Origin of the sequence: Xenorhabdus beddingii, assembly GCF_002127545.1 — a bacterium.
In the GTDB taxonomy this organism is placed as follows: domain Bacteria; phylum Pseudomonadota; class Gammaproteobacteria; order Enterobacterales; family Enterobacteriaceae; genus Xenorhabdus; species Xenorhabdus beddingii.
In genome coordinates this window covers 1-16,676 of sequence record NZ_MUBK01000023.1, presented here as the reverse complement: position 1 = coordinate 16,676, position 16,676 = coordinate 1, and the positions used below count along the sequence as shown (strand labels likewise).

Sequence of the window (16,676 nt, the reverse complement as noted above, 5' to 3'; positions counted from 1 at the left end):
ATCATGGGGATTTATATTACCGGGGGAGTCAGTCTGCTTCCCGATAGCCTGAATATGGATAACATTATTCATGGCACGATAAAAAAAGCCCGCCGGTCAGATAGTGCACGGTTTTTCCCCAATATCACCGGAGAACGGTTCATTGAAGAGGGGGATTTTGTTATGCCCCCCATGGATAAGATGATCCGGCGGTCAATACATGCACAGAGCCAGTGGATACTCTATACCGGCATTAAGACCTGGGAAAACAGCATCGGGGAGGATTTTTCCCCGGAACAACGCGGGTTGTTTATCGGATTAGGGACGAGTGATGCGGATAATAACGCTTATCTCATCGCTTCTGATGCGCAGGATGAGGAAAGTTATGTTTCCAGGGCGTTGGTAGAAACCCCTCCACTGATGGGACTGGCGCTGTTAAATACCTCTACTGCCAGCCAATTGTCACAGCATCTGAATATTCGTGGCGATAATGTCTTTTTTTCTCCTCATGTTGATTCGGGAGGCCAAGCCCTGCTGGAGGGGTATTACAGCCTCAGGGAAAAACGCAGTCAGTTCGCACTCTGTGGGGGGAATGGCCAAAAAATTTCACCGTGGTATTACCTGGCCTATGAGCGCTTAATGAAAGATATGCCGTGGCTACCTGCAGAAGCGGCTGCTTTTATTGCCTTGCATGGTGATAGCCGGCAGGCAGAAAGTGAGATAGCTCATGTTTATCGCATGACATGCCGGGATAGTCACCAATATGCCCATTTTATGGCAGAAATCAGCGCATGGGGTTTACCTCCGGATCAAATCATCCAGGTCGGGAAAACGGAAGATAACTTCACCACGCTGGCCTATGACGCTTTCCCCAGGGCATTGCAGTTTAATCTCGATAAAGCCATGGGATATACCGGGGCTGCGGCACCTTTCATTGCGGTGAATTTGGCTATTGAAATGGAGAAAAAAGGCATAGGTATCGATAACGTCAATCTAAACCTGACCTGTCAGCAACCGCACCGTTTGGTATTGGTACTGGTACAGGGTCTGGAAAATCAGTGCATTGCTATTTTGCTGCGGATGGGGATGACCAAGGGGGAGGAATTGTGATGACTTCTCATCGTCGTGTGGTTGTCACGGGTATGGGTATTGTCAGTGCTTTCGGTACCCATCTTGACATTTTCTGGCAGAGACTTTGTGCAGGGGAATCAGCCATTAAGCCACTGGAATTTGAGGATAATGGCACTCTGCCGGTGAAGTATGCTGCCCGGATTGATTTTGATGCGCTACTTGCTGAGAACGCGGCCTATCTACCGCAAGCGGGTATGACTGATAAACGTGGCGTGATGGGGATGATTGCAGCGGCTAAAGCGCTGGAAGATGCCGGGCTGAATCCCTTGCCATTGGCGGGTAATCCCATGGGAATTTATGGATGCAGCGGTGTTTCTGAACTCTCTGAAGATGACCGGCACCAGTGGCGTAAGCGTGATGGAAATGGCGATAGTCAGCAAACGATGCAAACCCTGTTTGGGTTACGCCATCATCTGAGTCCCTATTCTGGCTTAAGGTGCGGCAATGATGGCATGGTGACAGAAATTGGCCGTCGGTTTTCCTTATCAGGCCCCGTGATGAATGTGAATGCCGCTTGTGCGGGGGGAACCCATGCAATTGGGCTGGCGTGTCAATCGATCAAAAGGCAAGAGGCTTCTATCATGCTGGCAGGGGGGGCGGATTCCGTTATCAGCCTGCATACCCTGATTGGATTGAAGCTATTGGGGGCTACGGCTGTAACGGAAAAATGGGGTGACAGGCTTTGCCGCCCCTTTGATAAAAACCGCAGTGGATTGGTTGCAGGTGAAGGGGGGGCTTTTCTGGTGCTTGAAAGTGAAGAAAGTGCGTTGCGCAGGGGAGCCAAAATCTATGCGGAGATTAAAGGCTACGGCGCTTCCCTCGATGCCTATAAACTGACCGCTCCACATCCCGATGGCGCTGGCGCAGAAAATGCCATCAGGCAGGCGATCAAAGAGAGTGGATTACATCCTGAACAGATCGATTATGTGAATGCCCACGGTACATCCACTCCCCTGAATGATGAGTTGGAAACGGCCGTCATCAAGCGTGTTTTTGGTTCTCAGCCCCCTCTGGTTTCATCCACCAAATCCATGCTGGGTCATTGGATAGCGGCGGCAGGGGCTATTGAGGCAGTAGCAACGGTTCTGACCGTGAAAAATCAGTTCATTCCTCCCACCATTAATCTTGAAACACCGGACCCACTCTGTGATCTGGATTATGTCCCACAACACGGACGCGCGGTTCCCGTACAAAACGCGATAACAAACTCATTTGGCTTCGGGGGGATTAATTCGTGTTTGGTCATCGGGGGATATGATGAAAAGTAAGGAAATTAAGCTCATTGGTTATGACATGATCAGTGATCATCCCGAATTTAATCGCCTGAACCCGGGGAATGATGGCCGTGAACTGATTAAGAACAAAAAGCTCAGACGCTTTTACGCTATGGGAACTGAAAAAGGTCTTATCTCAACCCGAAGAGCATTACGGTTATCCGGGCTGAACATGGATGATCCGACCATAAAATTTGGCTTGTATGCCACTCAATATGGCTATCTGCATCCCATGCCGGCAGAACTGCTGGCAGAAGCAGGGCAAAAAGGCGTTAAGGATGAAAATGAGATGTATCAGACTATCTGGGCATCAGAACAGATAAATCCTTTCATCATTACACTCACGCTCAGTAATAACCTGTTGGGTGTACTTTCTCTGGAATTGGGGCTGCAAGGGGATTGCGCTTCTTTTCTCCGTGGAAACATCGGGTTGTTATCAGCTTTCAATGAAGCTGAATTATCGCTCAGTAGCGGTGCCATTGACTATGCGCTGGTGGTGGCTTCCGGTATGGGCACTCTTGCCCGTGAACCTCAACAATCCGACGTTGCTAAAACGTTTGTCGAGTTTGGTGTCACTTTCATTCTGACAAGTGATGAAGAACAGAGACAGAAAAATGATTCGAGTGTCGATATTGCTTCTTTGTGTCGCCTGTATCGTGAAGGAAATTACTCTGCTGAAACTATCCATTTTATCAAGGATATAACAGAGCGTATGACCTCCCGGGCATTGATTGAAAGTTTTCATTAACAATAAGGGTTCACAATGGAAAGTTACGCTACATTTTGTAAGCCTCAGCTTACCCGTGCATTGATCTCGCTGGGTTTAAACAGAACTTATCATCGGGCTGCGGGTAATTTTCTTTATTATAAGGATGAGAACGGGGAAGAAATTCCGGTTCTGGATCTTCTGGGAGGATACGGTGCGACATTACTGGGCCATAATTCGCCCGTGATCAGAGAAAAAATTAAACGTTACCTTGATGAAGAAACCCCGGTTCATAACCAGTTTTCCATTAGAAAGCCGGCGGCAGTATTGGCGGAAAGACTGAATGAGTTATTGAAGGAAGAAACGGGAACCCAAGGCGATTTTGTGTTCTGTTTTGCCAGCACGGGTGCAGAATCGATGGAAGTGGCCCTGAAAAGTGCGGAATTCACCCGTCATGCGCAGCTTTCGGCGTTAGAGCAAGAGGTTGTGGCCGCGACGGCCAAAATCGGGAGTGAGAGCGAAATTGTCCTGACCGATGAGCAGTATGAACAATTGCAACTGGGAAAAGACGCATCGGTTGCAGAGATTAAAGAGGCTCTGGCGGCATTCAATCAAGCCCGGCTGGATACCAAGCCGACATTTCTTGCCCTTGAGCATGCTTTCCACGGCAAGATGATGGTTACCGCGAACTGTACGCATGGCGTCATGTACCGCCACTATCTGAAAAGACTGGAAATTAATACGCTCTTCCTCTCCGCTGAAAAACTGGCGGAGTTTGCTGGGATGGGCGAAAAAGCGAATGACATCCTCAATAGCTGGCTGTGGTTACCGAAGGAAAAAAAGGGTCAGTTTATCCTGACGAAAAAAACGTTCAGGATCGTGACGGCATTGATGGTAGAGCCGGTTCAGGGGGAAGGTGGCGTGTATCCGCTCAGTGCAGAGCAGGTCAGGGACATTAACCAGTTAAAACAGATCGTGGGTTGCCCGGTTATTGCTGATGAAGTGCAGGCCGGTTCGGGACGATGCGGATTTCTGGTCGCCTCCGGTGATGCGGGGATTCAGGCTGACTATTTTGTGCTTTCTAAGGCATTGGGGGGCGGTTACGTCAAAATCGGGGTGGTGGCAATCCGTCAGGAAAGTTTTACCCCTGGGTTTGATGTCATCCAAAGTTCAACATTTGGTGAAGATGATTTCTCCTGTCGGGTGGCATTGGATTATATCAATCTGCTGTATGCCGAACAGCGTAAGCTCCTTAAGCAAGTGACCCGACTGGGAGAAGAGTTCAGAACCCGTCTCAATGCATTGAAAGAACGCTATCCTGATGTTATCCGGGATATTCGCGGCAAAGGGTTGATTTGGGGGATGGAGTTCCACGATGTCAGCCATTCAGACTCCTACATTTTGCAGAATATCGCCGTACAAGGCAGCCTGGGCTATGTGATCAGTGGTCATTTGTTGTGTGGCAGCCGTATTCGCATTGCACCTTCAGGCAGTGCAGCGAATGTGGTCCGCGTGGAACCTTCCGTATTTTTAGAACTTCCGCAAATTATCCGGTTTGTGGAGGCGCTAGCCAACGTTTGTCTTGCGATCCGTCATGCCAACGCGGGTTTTATTGTTGCGCCTATGCTGGGAAGAATGGATCAATCGATTCCTGCGGATTATCGCCGTCAGGAAAAATATCTACCGGATGAGGGCTTGGTGGATTATAAGGTGGCGTTTATCAACCATCTGATTTCTGCTAGCGGACTCAGGGAAATTGATCCTTCATTCAGTCTCTTTAGCGATGAAGAACTGGAATTGTTTGTTGAAAACTCGACCTTTAATCTGGCGACAAAACCGTTCAAGGCAGCACGGATCCGTTCGGGCAACGGCCAATCAGTGGAATTCACGCTTTATCCGCTTACCGTGACCTCAAAAATGATCAAAGCGGCATTGGCCAACAATGATTTGGGGCGCCTGCGGCATGAAATTGATAGTCGTGTCACTCAGGCGGTCGCGGAGGGTAATAGCGCGGTTGGGCTGGGGATGTTTACCTCAATCATCACCAATAATGGCAAGTCCTTAAAAAACAGTCCGATCAGCGTGACAACCGGCAATGCGTTTACCGTGGGGATTAGTATTGAAGCGCTGCAAAGAAGCATGATGGGTCAGGATATGACCAAGATGCGGATTGCGGTTGTGGGTGGAGCCGGAAATATCGGCAGCGTTTATGCCGGGATCTTGGGGCCACAATTTCAGGAACTGGTGCTGATAGGCAGCAGTAACCACGGTTCACTGAAAAAACTGAATGCGGTGAAATACCATATTTATCAGAATATCTATGAACAATTCATCGTGAACCGCCAGCCTGTGGTGGGTGGGCTGGCAAAAAGCGTGGTGGATTGTCTTTCTGCGTTCCCGGATGATGGTTTGATCGATAAAACCCATATCGGTGAAGCGATAGATCACTATTTAACTCAGCACTATCCTGACCAAACCTTTATCCATACCTCCCAGAATATTGCGGATATTGAAAACTGTGATGCCATTGTGTGTGCCGCGAATGCGTCAGAGGCGTTTATATCGGTCGAAAAAATCAAACCAAGGGCGGTTGTCTGTGATATTTCCGTGCCGCATAACCTTTCTGATGAAGATTTGCTGAGTCGGCCGGATATCAAAATCCTGCGGGGAGGGATTGTCCAGACGCCACAGAATGACAGTGTCGATCCGCGAGTCAGGGCCTATCTGAAAGAAGGGCAGGTTTATGCCTGCATGGCAGAGACCATTTTGTTGGCACTGGAACAATACAAGGGCAATTTCTCATACGGAAATATCTCGACTGACCAAGTGCTCGACATTATGGCGATCGCCAGAAAACACAACTTCACCCTGTCTGATATCAAAGAGAATGCCAGTTTATGAGTGAGAATATCGGGTCAATCTCAGACGACTTAAAAAAATGCGCGATTGTGACGGGGGGAAGCAAAGGGATCGGCCGGGCGATCGTTTTGAAACTGCTGGAGAAGGGGTATCGGGTCGCTTTTTGTTATCGCAACGAAACGCCTCAAACCGCCGATTTTATTGCCCAAGTCACGCATGATTACCCGGACATACTGCCTGTCAAGGTGGATCTTGCCAAGGCAGATGATGTCAGCACCTTTATGAATACGGTCAGCGAGGCATTTGGCCGTATTGATCTTCTGGTCAATAACGTGGGGATCACGAGAGATGGACTATTGGCCGTCATGGACACCAAAGATATTGAGCTGCTGATCAACAACAATTTATTGAGCTATATCCTGTGTAGCCGTGAAGTGTTGAAAGTGATGATACCGCAGCGCAGTGGTCATATTATCAATATCTCGTCGATTTCAGCCAGCAGACCCAATAAAGGCCAGTCAATCTATGCCGCCACTAAGGGCGGTATAGAGTCATTGACACGGGCGCTGGCCGTTGAAGTAGCAGCGAAAAAGATCCGGGTCAATGCTGTGGCACCCGGGATTATTCAGACTGAAATGACGGAATCTTTATTAAAGGTCAATAAAGATATCATCAATAATAAAGTCTTACTCAAACGAGTGGGTCATGTCAGTGAAATTACCAGTGCGATATGTTTTCTAATCGAAAATAACTATATGACGGGGGAAATTATTAACGTCAATGGTGGTATCGCATTAAGTTAATTAAGGAAAAGTCATGTTAACCTATATTGTTACGGGTGCAGCCAGTGGTATTGGATTTGCTGTATGCCAAAAACTGGTTGCGGCAGGATATCATGTTATTGCCATTGATATTAACCAAGATGGGCTAAATAGATTGGCAGAACAATCACCGGAATATATTCGGCCATTTCAGCTTGATATGGTTGATGAAAAAACCATGATTAATGCATTAATACCTTTGGTTAAAGAGTGCCAATTACAGGGCATTGTGATTAGTCATGGTCGAGCGGATGATAATGATATTGACCAGAACGCGATTTGGGATGCGGTATTGGCAACCAATTTGTCTGCCACCCAGCGCTTATTATCGCATGTTGTGCCGGATATCCTTTCTGGTGGGAGAGTCGTCATCATTTCATCCATTCTTGGCCGCATGGGAACAAAACGGAATACGGCTTATTGCACCTCAAAACATGCGTTGCTTGGGTTAACCAAATCACTGGCGCTGGATCTGGCAGAGAGACAAATTACCGTCAATGCGGTATTACCGGCCTGGGTCAACACGCCTATGCTGGTTAAGGGATTGGAACCACAGGCAAAATTAATTGGATGCTCAGCATTAGCTTTACTCAGGCGGACAGAAAAAAGAATTCCGTTAGGACGTTTAGTCAGTCCGGAAGATGTTGCTAATACGGTCATGTTTTTTATTTCTCCTGAGGCGGCGATGATCACCGCCCAAGGGCTGACCATTGATGGCGGAGAAAGAGGCGGGGCATAAATGGCATCCGGTATTTTATTCTGTATTCAATAAATGCTATTGAGCGGTTCATTTAGATGAATCCACTGCTTATTGCGTCGATTTATTTTTATATTGATGCTAATACTACAGCCGTAGCCCATATTGTGTCATGATGACTTTCTTCTCTTTCTCAAAATAAAGGGCGGTGCCACATGCTATCACCCGCCAAAATTTGGGAACAAGAACTGCTGACATTACATGCCCGTCTGGCTCCCTTGTTTCACCATACCGGCCCGCAACAACGCAGTCTCGCCTATCTCCGGGGCTTGCTCAGTGATGTTGAACGTAAGAATAGCTGGCAACTGGTTGAATGGATGGATGGGGGAACATACACCCGATGGCATTCAGTATTTACTGGAGCAGGCCGATTGGGATATCGATGCAGCCCGTGATATCCTGCGGGATTATATGACTGAGAATTTGGGCGATGAGCAAGGTGTCCTCATCATTAATGAGACCGGATTTATCAAAAAGGGAAGCCATTCTGCCGGTGTACAGCGCCAATATAGTGGTACGGCAGGACGCATAGAAAAGAGCCAGATAGGCGTATTTCTTTGTTACGTCAGCCACGGAGGGCATGCCTTTATTGACCGGACCTTATACCTGCCCCGCCAATGGACCAATGCCTCTCCCCGCTGTGAAGCCGCAGGTATCCCCGCCAGCGTCACTTTTGCAACGAAACCCCGGTTAGCCAGACAGAGATGTTGGAACGGACATTGGATGCGGGCGTTCCCTGCCGCTGGGTGACGGCGTATGAAGTTTATGGCCGTGACCATCGTTTGAGGGTCTGGCTGGAATCCCGATACCCGCCTTTTGTGTTAGCCATTCCCTGCAATACACCATTATGGTGGCAAAGGCAAGAGTATGTCAGTGCCGACAGTATTGCCAATGTCCTGACCGCTGTTGACTGGAAAACCCGATCAGCGGGTGTGGGCACAAAAGGTGAGCGTTGGTACGACTGGGCTTTAGTGCCGTTATGGCGTTTACAGATAAATGAAGAGGACCGGCGTTATGGTCATTATCTGTTGGTTCGGCGCAGCCGGGATAACAGACAGGAGCGGGTTTACTATGTGGTGTATGCCCTGAGAGAGCAGGCGGAACTCAATGCGCTGGTTCAGGTTGCGGGTTGCCGTTGGGAAATTGAGAGTGGTTTTGAGGAAACGAAAGGGGAATGTGGGCTGGATCATGACGAAGTGCGGCGATGGCAAAGTTGGTATCGGCATATTACCTTGTCACTGTTGGCTCATGCAGTCTTGGCTGTTCTGCGGGTACAGGAGAAAAAAAACACCAGCCGGCCGGGTTCCTCTCAGTGTAGCGGAACTCCGTAACTTGTTGTCAAAACTGATGGAAAAAGCGGGAGAGACACTGGAGCAGATTTTACATTGGTCAGACTGGCGACGACGGCATCAATACCGGGCACAACAATGTCACTATCGTCGCAGGGGAGATCATCGGCTTACAGAGCAATTACGGCTGTAGTACTAAGATAAGTTAATGGTTTTCAAAAAATATTTTCAAAACCATATAAAATGTCTGGGGCTGTCCTAGATAATGATTATATTTTTCCATTAACTATTTGTTTTAAATATGTAATTGGTCTTTTACACCCGGTGTGTTAAATCTCCACTCACATTCCTTGAGAAAGAGCTCAAAATGTTCCTTTGGTATGCCATTAAATTGACGCATATGACGTTTGGTTTGGTTCCAAAAATTCTCTATCCCATTGATATGATTTTGACCATTTTTAGCGTCTACCAACTCTGTGCTATGGTTGATTCGATAGTGTTTAAAATTGGACACATCCAACACATCATAGCTGGCAAAATTGTCTGTGTAGACCAGGCTGTCAGGCTTAATTTTCGCCGTGGTTATCGGCATTAAGGATCGGATTTAGCGTTTGGTATTAGGCGAGTGTAGACCTTACCACCTCGCTTGAGAAGCCAAAAAACCGGGATTTTTCCGGCTAAACCTCAACCTCGCCCGCGTTTTCCCTTACATTTACCCCCAAAATAACTTTCGTCTATCTCGACCTCACCCTCAAACATGGAGTGTTCATCGACGTAATCAGCGATAAGGACTCTGAGGCGGTGAAAATAGTAAGCTGACGCCGTTTGTTGACACCCACTAACTCTGCTGCGGCAGTGCGAGCTGTAGCCTCTGCCACAAAGAGTTCCTGAAGATGTTTTTGCTTGTATTGGCTAATCCGACTTTTTCTCATTTGGATATCCTAGATCAAATTACTTATCTAATCTGAGCTTCGCTTAAGAAGAGAACTAAAGTGCCTGAGGCACGATCAAAGTTTTTGCTAAAGAAAACAAAATCGTGGAGATCCTCAGGCATGTCTAATTTAGAAGAACTTTACTGCTGCGTCGATGACTTTTGCCAAAAATTTATCCCTCTCTGGCATCAACAGCTCATTGAAAATGGATTACGTCAACGGAATCGCGAAGCTTCCCTTTCTTTCAGCGAAGTTATGATGATCCTTATTTTATTCCATATGAGCCATTATCGTGATTTTAAAACGTTTTATATTGAACATGTAAGACAATATCTTACCGCCGATTTTCCCGGATTAGTCAGCTATACCCGCATGCTTACCCTGAAGAAAAGAGCACTTATTCCTTTATGTGCTTTTCTTTCTTCACGTAAGGCGACAACCCAAGGGGTCGCTTTTATTGATCCCACCAAAATTTCCGTATGTCATAACCTTCGCATTCCCCGTCATCGAGTATTTGAAGGAATGGCACAACGAGGAAAAACCCGTACGGGCTGGTTTTATGGGTTTAAACTTCATCTGGTTATCAATGATTGTGGTGAACTTTTGGCCGTGAAATTAACTGCAGGAAACAAGGATGATCGTCACCCTGTCAAGGCATTGGCAAAAGGGTTAACGGGATGTTTATATGGCGATAAAGGGTATTTATCACAGGCTTTATGTGATGAGTTGGAAGCAGAAGGTGTTACGTTAATCACTAATGTCCGTAGCAACATGAAAGCCAAAGCGTTATCACTCTGGGATAGGTTGATGTTAAGGAGACGATCTTTGATAGAAACGGTCATTGATCAGCTCAAAAATATATCTCAGATAGAACACTCAAGACATCACAGTCAGCTCGGTTTTCTGTTGGAAATTGCCGCAGGCCTCATTGCTTATACATTCCAACCTAAAAAACCGAGCTTGAATTTACGAGATAATGATATCGCTATTCTTAAACGAAGCTGAGGTTATCTAGGACAGCCCCAAATGTTTTATCACAAATTTGATGGTATAAATCTTCCGTTTTTAATGTTTATTTATCCGGTTTTTCTCCAAGTTTTAATATTAAATCACGAATTTCATAAAATTCTCCGAACTCTAAACCAAGATATTCAATTCTATCTAAAAGTTGTTTTATATCCATTGCACGCTGTTCTGGAGAAACAACATAGCCTGGATCTTTTGCTCTTTGTAAAAGAGCATATAATTCAGGGAATTGATAAGGATCATCGTTGTATTTATCTATAGCATCCATAATACCAGAGCGAACATTGCATAGGCCTAACGATATGAATTTTATATTTTTATGCTCAAGTTGGTATATCTTTATCAAATTATTAAGAGCAGCCTTAGAAGATGCATACGCTAACATTCCTGCTCGTGGCCTTAGACCAGAGATAGATGCTGATGCTACAGCATATTCAGGAATCATACTTAACTTAATACATGTATCTATCGTAGCTTTAACTGATACTACATTGAGTTTATAGGTATCGATAAGTTCGTGTACTGAGATATCTACTGATTTTTTTGGGGAAGAACCAAACTTACCAGCATTTAAGAATAAATACTTAAATTTCATTCCATGGATAATATTTTTGAACATCAAGAATATTTTTTGAATCTCATCTAAGTTCGTAAGATCCAATTGAAAAAAATGCATATTAGGGTGATTAACCCAAAATCCTGGGATTCTTCTTGCGACGCCACAAACTATAAAACCATTTATAAGAAATATTTTTGCTAATGCTTCTCCTATTCCGCTGCTAACACCAGTAATGATGACACATTCTTTTTCATGAATATTTTCCACTACTATATCCTCCATCTACGTCTACAATGCTACCTGTCATATAACTAGCACCAGTACTTAACAAGAAAATAATCGCTCTTGCTATTTCATTAGGCCTAGCCATACGCTTCATTGCTGTTACTTCTATTTTTCTCTTGGTATTTTCAGGATTAGACTTTAATCTTTCAATACTATTCATTCCACCTAATATAGGCCCAGGGGCAACAGCATTTATACGCACTGCATAGCCGTTATTATTATCTTGAGCGTTCTCTATAGCTGCTATTTTTGTCAGCATATTAAGTGCTGATTTACTAACACAATAAGACGCCTGATCAGGTATTGCTAAAACACCTGCACATGACGATACATTTACTATAGCTCCACCCGGTATTGTCCGGATTAAACGGAGCTCATTCTTAATACATTGAAGAACACCATTTAAATTAGTATTTATTACTTGAGACCAAGATAGAAAATCAATATCTATGATTGGCTTTCGAGGGGCTGTTACTCCCGCATTATTAATAGCATAATGCAAACATCCGTAATTACTTTTGATATTTTCGAATAAAAAATCAATTTGCTCAGGTTTTGTTATATCACATTGATAAAATTTTGCTGATTTACCAATGTTTCTTGCTACTTCATTTCCTCGGTCTTTATCTCGCCCAGTCAATATGAGTTCTACGTTAAGTTCTGCCAAAAGATTGGCACATTCTATCCCCAAACCACTTGAGGCACCAATAATCAGACATTTTTTATTAGAAAACATTTTCATTTACCTCTGATAAACTATGTTTTTTGGACGCTGGTATCTGGGGTTAACACAGCAATACACCCTATCTATACTGGGATTACTCTTGTCACGGAAACAATTTCCATCGAAGTGACACTTGTAAATTTCACCCTCTCTTCCTGTTATTGACTTTAAAATTAGCTCATTATCCGCAAAAATTGCACGAGTCATACCAACCAATTCAACGTTCAATTCGCACATGAGTTGCTCTGCATCATTGAGATCTGGAATAAATCCCGCAAATCCTAAAGGCAGACATGTCGCAGAACGAATTGTCTTAATCCCTCTATGAAAAAGCCTTTTAGATTCACATGTTGAATTCAGCATCCAACTAAATGTTTCTTTTATTGACATAGAGCATTCTATGAATGCCACTCCTAGTGAGTATAACATATCCAAACAAGGAGCAAGTAGTTCTGGTTTTTGTCCTCTTTCTCCGAGGCAATCGTCAATACCCAAGCGAATGGAAACCTTTAAATTTGGTAAAGCTTGCTTAATATCACTAATCACATCAATTAATAATTTCATTCTACGGAAAGGATTTCCTCCATATTCGTCTAATCGATGGTTTGTATATGGAGATAAAAAGCTACTAAGAAGATATCCATTTGAGGCTTGGAGTTGAACTATTCGAGCTCCAGCCAGATGGGCCCTTTTTGCAGCTTCGACAAATTGGTGACGTACTTTGATAATATCATCAAGAGTCATTACCCTAATTCCATAATCGCCCTTTTTTTCTTTTCTTCGTGAGTCAATCGAATCGCTGGGTGATAGCAGAGGGGTATTAGTATATTCACTACTACCCTGAGTTCCATAGTGTTGTAATTGAACAACCACCTCACAACAATTTTTACGTCCATAGCTTATTAGCGGATATAATGCTTCAGCATGAGCATCATTATGCAAACATAAACCACGTTGTTGTAATCGTGTCGATGGATGTATTGAAGCATTACCTAGAATCACCATTCCACATCCGCCATTAATAATATTTTTATAGAATTGTATAAACTCGGGTGAAGCCCGTCCATCATTATAAGAAATATCTATCCCCATTGCTGAGAAATATAGGCGATTCTTGAGAATTATTTCCTCATTCAAGTGAAATGGAGATAAGGTTTTTTTTAAGTTATGCTCCATTATTCCTCCTAATTTTTAACATAATAAATATGAGAATGCATTATTTTCAAGATATTTTTTTACTTGGATGTATATCACACAAAAAATAACAATTTATTTTTATAAATTCACTTAATTCATATTCCTGATGACGATCTAGTGAGGCGAAATTTATAATTATAATGTTATTTAATTCGTCAATTTTTATTTCACCGATTGGTAATTTTAAAATATCTCTTTCATTTGATTGTATAACAACCCATTTTTTATTATTAGTAATAATGTTGTGGCTGTTTAACCGAACACCTGAAATCGAAATTGCATCAATAATTACGATATTAATATTTGCTGCATTATCCATTAACATGACTAATTTATTAGATCTGGAAAATAACTTAAACCAATGTCCCTCTGGAAAATTAATAGTTCTTACTCGTTTAAAAACATTTAATTTGAATACATTACCTTTTAAATTCACACATGCAACTGATTTCCCATTTTGATAAAATGATGCTATCATATCTACATGCCGTGGACAGTTATATGCAATATCAGAAGCTGTAGAAACAATAACTTCGAGTTCATATGACGATTCTGTAAAGGCGAAAAAATCAACACTAAGAGACGATATACTAATACTAACACTTCCTCTTGAGTATCCTGAATAACTATAGAAATGGTGATACATCGCTTGGCGGGCCATTTCAATCAGCATTAATCCTGGAACATGTTCATGTTCTTTACGATAAAAAAAATAATGCTCAGTGTCATTTTTAATGATATAGCTATTAGTTCTACTCACAGGAATCTTACCATATCTTGACAATGACAAACTAACTCTGTCGATTAATTCATTATTAATTGAAAATTCTCCATTGCAAATAAACGCTCTTAGATATTCACGGAAAAATCTTGGTAAATATTTTTGTTTTAAAATCCATGTTTCATCTTCAAGGATATAAAAATCAGATAAATTGATTTTTGTATTTTTCATTGAGTATTTAATGGAATTTTTAGGTAAACAAAAAGGGACATCTTTTAAAACATAAAATGAATTATTTTTCTTGTAAATAGAAAGAAAATCACTGACTTCATCTTCATTGGCTAATTTCATAAACTCAATAATAACATCCTCCGTAATGTAAGCGGGCAGAACAGACTCAAATCTCATTAAGAAAACATCATCTTCATGATCCTTGTGGAGGATATATGGTGTGATAGCTAACTGTTTCATTGATAAAGTTCCTCATTGTCATTGATTATTTTAAATCAGACACTCATAAAAGTAGAGAGGTTTCAAAAATATTCATATTTAATCATTAGCTTAAAGAATAATGCACTACAGATATTTCTGAGAAATGTCGGTAGTAATTAAAAAAATAGCGATTATAAATAATTACCATTTTCACGGGGATTCCATTCTAGATAGCATACCTTTTACGATTCTATCGTGAGTGAGAAATACTGGTATCATATACATTTTCCCAAAAAAATTATGATTTATAACAGATACTGTCACAGTTATCCCTTCTCTTCCATAATTTTCATTTGGAAAAATATTGAGAGATAGTAAAACAGTCAGGTGTATATCCTCCGATAAGAGGCACATTTCATCATCACTAATGCATACAATCTTAAAAAAATCAATATAGTTTACAAAGTTAAGTGTTTCTTTGAAATTTTCACCAGAAAAACCATGGATTTTTTTACACCGAAAAAAGTTGAAACCTTATCTCTTACAATAAAAGAAAGGCGTAACCATAATGACATTTCCTTTGTCATTTCTTTATAAAAATCAAGAGCAGTTATTTTTTCCAAAAAAATCCTTTTGCTGACTATAATAATCTAATTTATCTAAGAGTAAAAAATCAAATTTGTCACGATAATACATATTCTGCCACAATGTTATTTTATGTGAAAATTAACAATAAACTAATTGGTGTCAGAAATTAGATTTATCTTTTCATTTTCTTCTTTTAAAAGTAATTTTTCATATATTGAGTCAGGGCTGCCCTGTTTACTTTAAATTTTATAGCATACATCAGAAACCATTTTCTGGATAGATTTTTCTGGAAGAAACACTGCCACATATATTACAATAGGTGGTAAATATTTTGCTTTAATATAGTTTGCTGTATGGGTTTGAGAAGTTCATCTATAGTGTAGTTATTAAAGCCACCAGAACGATAGCCTTCTTCCGGTGCTCCTATAGTAGTCACTATTTGAACTTCTTTATTTTATAGTTTATTTTCACCCCTAGCGTATGCAAATCCGGGTAGAAAAAAAATCATCAATCCATTTCTTCATCAATGCTGGAATTGAACACCAGAACATTGGAAAGTAAATACAATTCTATCATGGTTAATTAACTTATTCTGCTCTTCTTTTACGTTGAAAGTATAAATTATGTGTTGTTTTTCCAATAAATTAACTGTGGTGTCAGTTTTTTTAAGTTGTTTCCCAAATTCCATGCTTAAATGGGAATTATTTAAATTAGGATGTCCGATAATAGATAGTATTTTCATGTTTCACCTAAATTATAATTTCTTGAAATATTAATGGTGGGTAACAAAATTTCAAAAATAAAAACCTATCGAGCGAGCATGGTAGTGATGTTGAGATGCTTCAATTACGAAAAGGCAATAATCACATTGAATGTCTGTCACACAAGATAACTATATTTATCCCAGATAAGACAACAATAGTTCAGGTAAACTATTGAATGATAAATATCACCTGACTCTCAAGTTAAATATGGTTCATAAATGTTAGGGCTTAACGTGAATTTATTCCAAACAATCAACTTTGTCAATGGGGATTAATAATAAAAAATATACAAGAAATGTGAAAATATTGCTAAATGTAATTATCATTATATTTTATATGAAATATCGAAAATGTTAATCAATAACATATTAACCATGTGGGAAAATAAATAAATGTGATAACCAGATATACCAATCATCATTGAAGATACTTGATTTTTTGGTCATGACTCCAAAGCGTTATAATGATGTTTTTCGATATATGTCCCAATAAGTTTTTCATGAATTTCTATCGAGCGTGAGTTACAAATTGTCCTTCTTGCCAGCCGTTTGATATGGATACGCAAATTGAGATTATGCCGCTCGATACGTTGGGTCAAAATTTTTCCCACCAAATGCTTTTCTGGCTCGACT

Annotated in this window: 16 protein-coding genes and 2 pseudogenes; 9 read left to right on the top strand and 9 right to left on the bottom strand. The window is 41.8% G+C overall.

What is annotated here, in order from left to right; genetic code table 11:
- The first annotated feature begins 3 nt into the window (after positions 1–3).
- The 8 genes and pseudogenes from Xbed_RS13480 to Xbed_RS19750 all read left to right on the top strand — a co-directional run bounded on the left by Xbed_RS13480 (position 4) and on the right by Xbed_RS19750 (position 9,009).
- A complete protein-coding gene (locus Xbed_RS13480; RefSeq protein WP_086113428.1) occupies positions 4–1,089 on the top strand; it encodes a beta-ketoacyl synthase N-terminal-like domain-containing protein in 1,086 nt (361 codons plus the stop codon).
- Positions 1,089–2,378: a beta-ketoacyl-[acyl-carrier-protein] synthase family protein gene (locus Xbed_RS13475; protein WP_086113427.1), complete on the top strand. Its 1,290-nt coding sequence runs from the start codon at positions 1,089–1,091 to the stop codon at positions 2,376–2,378. The genes Xbed_RS13480 and Xbed_RS13475 overlap by 1 nt, the downstream gene beginning before the upstream one ends.
- A complete protein-coding gene (locus Xbed_RS13470; RefSeq protein WP_086113426.1) occupies positions 2,368–3,132 on the top strand; it encodes a hypothetical protein in 765 nt (254 codons plus the stop codon). Before Xbed_RS13475 ends, Xbed_RS13470 begins: the two co-directional genes overlap by 11 nt.
- Before the next feature lie 15 nt (positions 3,133–3,147).
- Entirely contained in the window at positions 3,148–5,991 is a 2,844-nt protein-coding gene (locus Xbed_RS13465; protein ID WP_086113425.1) for an aminotransferase class III-fold pyridoxal phosphate-dependent enzyme, read from the top strand.
- Positions 5,988–6,752, top strand: a complete 765-nt coding sequence (locus Xbed_RS13460; RefSeq protein WP_086113424.1) for an SDR family NAD(P)-dependent oxidoreductase — start codon at positions 5,988–5,990, stop codon at positions 6,750–6,752. Before Xbed_RS13465 ends, Xbed_RS13460 begins: the two co-directional genes overlap by 4 nt.
- 13 nt (positions 6,753–6,765) lie before the next feature.
- A complete protein-coding gene (locus Xbed_RS13455) occupies positions 6,766–7,509 on the top strand; it encodes an SDR family NAD(P)-dependent oxidoreductase (protein WP_086113423.1) in 744 nt (247 codons plus the stop codon).
- A gap of 173 nt (positions 7,510–7,682) precedes the next feature.
- Positions 7,683–8,858 (top strand): annotated as a pseudogene (locus Xbed_RS13450) (IS701 family transposase).
- A gap of 1 nt (position 8,859) precedes the next feature.
- On the top strand, positions 8,860–9,009 hold the full coding sequence (locus Xbed_RS19750) for a hypothetical protein (protein WP_208612246.1): 150 nt from the start codon (positions 8,860–8,862) through the stop codon (positions 9,007–9,009).
- Between the two features lie 76 nt (positions 9,010–9,085).
- On the opposite strand, the pseudogene Xbed_RS13445 reads toward Xbed_RS19750, so the two are convergent.
- Positions 9,086–9,748 (bottom strand): annotated as a pseudogene (locus tag Xbed_RS13445) (IS1595 family transposase).
- A 120-nt stretch (positions 9,749–9,868) separates the two neighbouring features.
- On the opposite strand from Xbed_RS13445, the gene Xbed_RS13440 reads away from it, so the two are divergent.
- Entirely contained in the window at positions 9,869–10,753 is an 885-nt protein-coding gene (locus tag Xbed_RS13440; protein ID WP_086113422.1) for an IS982 family transposase, read from the top strand.
- Between the two features lie 67 nt (positions 10,754–10,820).
- On the opposite strand, the gene Xbed_RS13435 is transcribed toward Xbed_RS13440, so the two are convergent.
- The 8 genes from Xbed_RS13435 to Xbed_RS13400 all read right to left on the bottom strand — a co-directional run.
- A complete protein-coding gene (locus tag Xbed_RS13435; protein WP_167371912.1) occupies positions 10,821–11,600 on the bottom strand; it encodes an SDR family oxidoreductase in 780 nt (259 codons plus the stop codon).
- Positions 11,584–12,354, bottom strand: coding sequence for an SDR family NAD(P)-dependent oxidoreductase (locus Xbed_RS13430; protein WP_086113420.1), 771 nt, complete (start codon positions 12,352–12,354; stop codon positions 11,584–11,586). The genes Xbed_RS13435 and Xbed_RS13430 overlap by 17 nt, the downstream gene beginning before the upstream one ends.
- 6 nt (positions 12,355–12,360) lie before the next feature.
- Complete coding sequence (locus Xbed_RS13425) at positions 12,361–13,518, bottom strand: oxidoreductase (RefSeq protein WP_086113419.1); 1,158 nt, start codon at positions 13,516–13,518, stop codon at positions 12,361–12,363.
- 46 nt (positions 13,519–13,564) lie between these two features.
- The gene (locus Xbed_RS13420; RefSeq protein WP_086113418.1) at positions 13,565–14,731 is read right to left on the bottom strand and encodes an AfsA-related hotdog domain-containing protein; all 1,167 of its coding nucleotides are present in this window, start codon (positions 14,729–14,731) and stop codon (positions 13,565–13,567) included.
- 171 nt (positions 14,732–14,902) lie between these two features.
- Positions 14,903–15,121, bottom strand: coding sequence for a DUF2867 domain-containing protein (locus Xbed_RS20720; protein ID WP_422641361.1), 219 nt, complete (start codon positions 15,119–15,121; stop codon positions 14,903–14,905).
- Positions 15,122–15,150: 29 nt separating this feature from the next.
- Positions 15,151–15,315 carry a hypothetical protein gene (locus Xbed_RS19745; protein WP_167371911.1) on the bottom strand — a complete coding sequence of 55 codons (165 nt, stop codon included), beginning with the start codon at positions 15,313–15,315 and terminating at the stop codon, positions 15,151–15,153.
- Between the two features lie 438 nt (positions 15,316–15,753).
- A complete protein-coding gene (locus Xbed_RS20715; RefSeq protein WP_086113474.1) occupies positions 15,754–15,831 on the bottom strand; it encodes an NAD(P)H-dependent oxidoreductase in 78 nt (25 codons plus the stop codon).
- Positions 15,832–16,486: 655 nt separating this feature from the next.
- Positions 16,487–16,676 (bottom strand): IS1 family transposase (locus Xbed_RS13400; protein WP_244182494.1); only part of this gene is annotated, 190 nt, incomplete at its 5' end.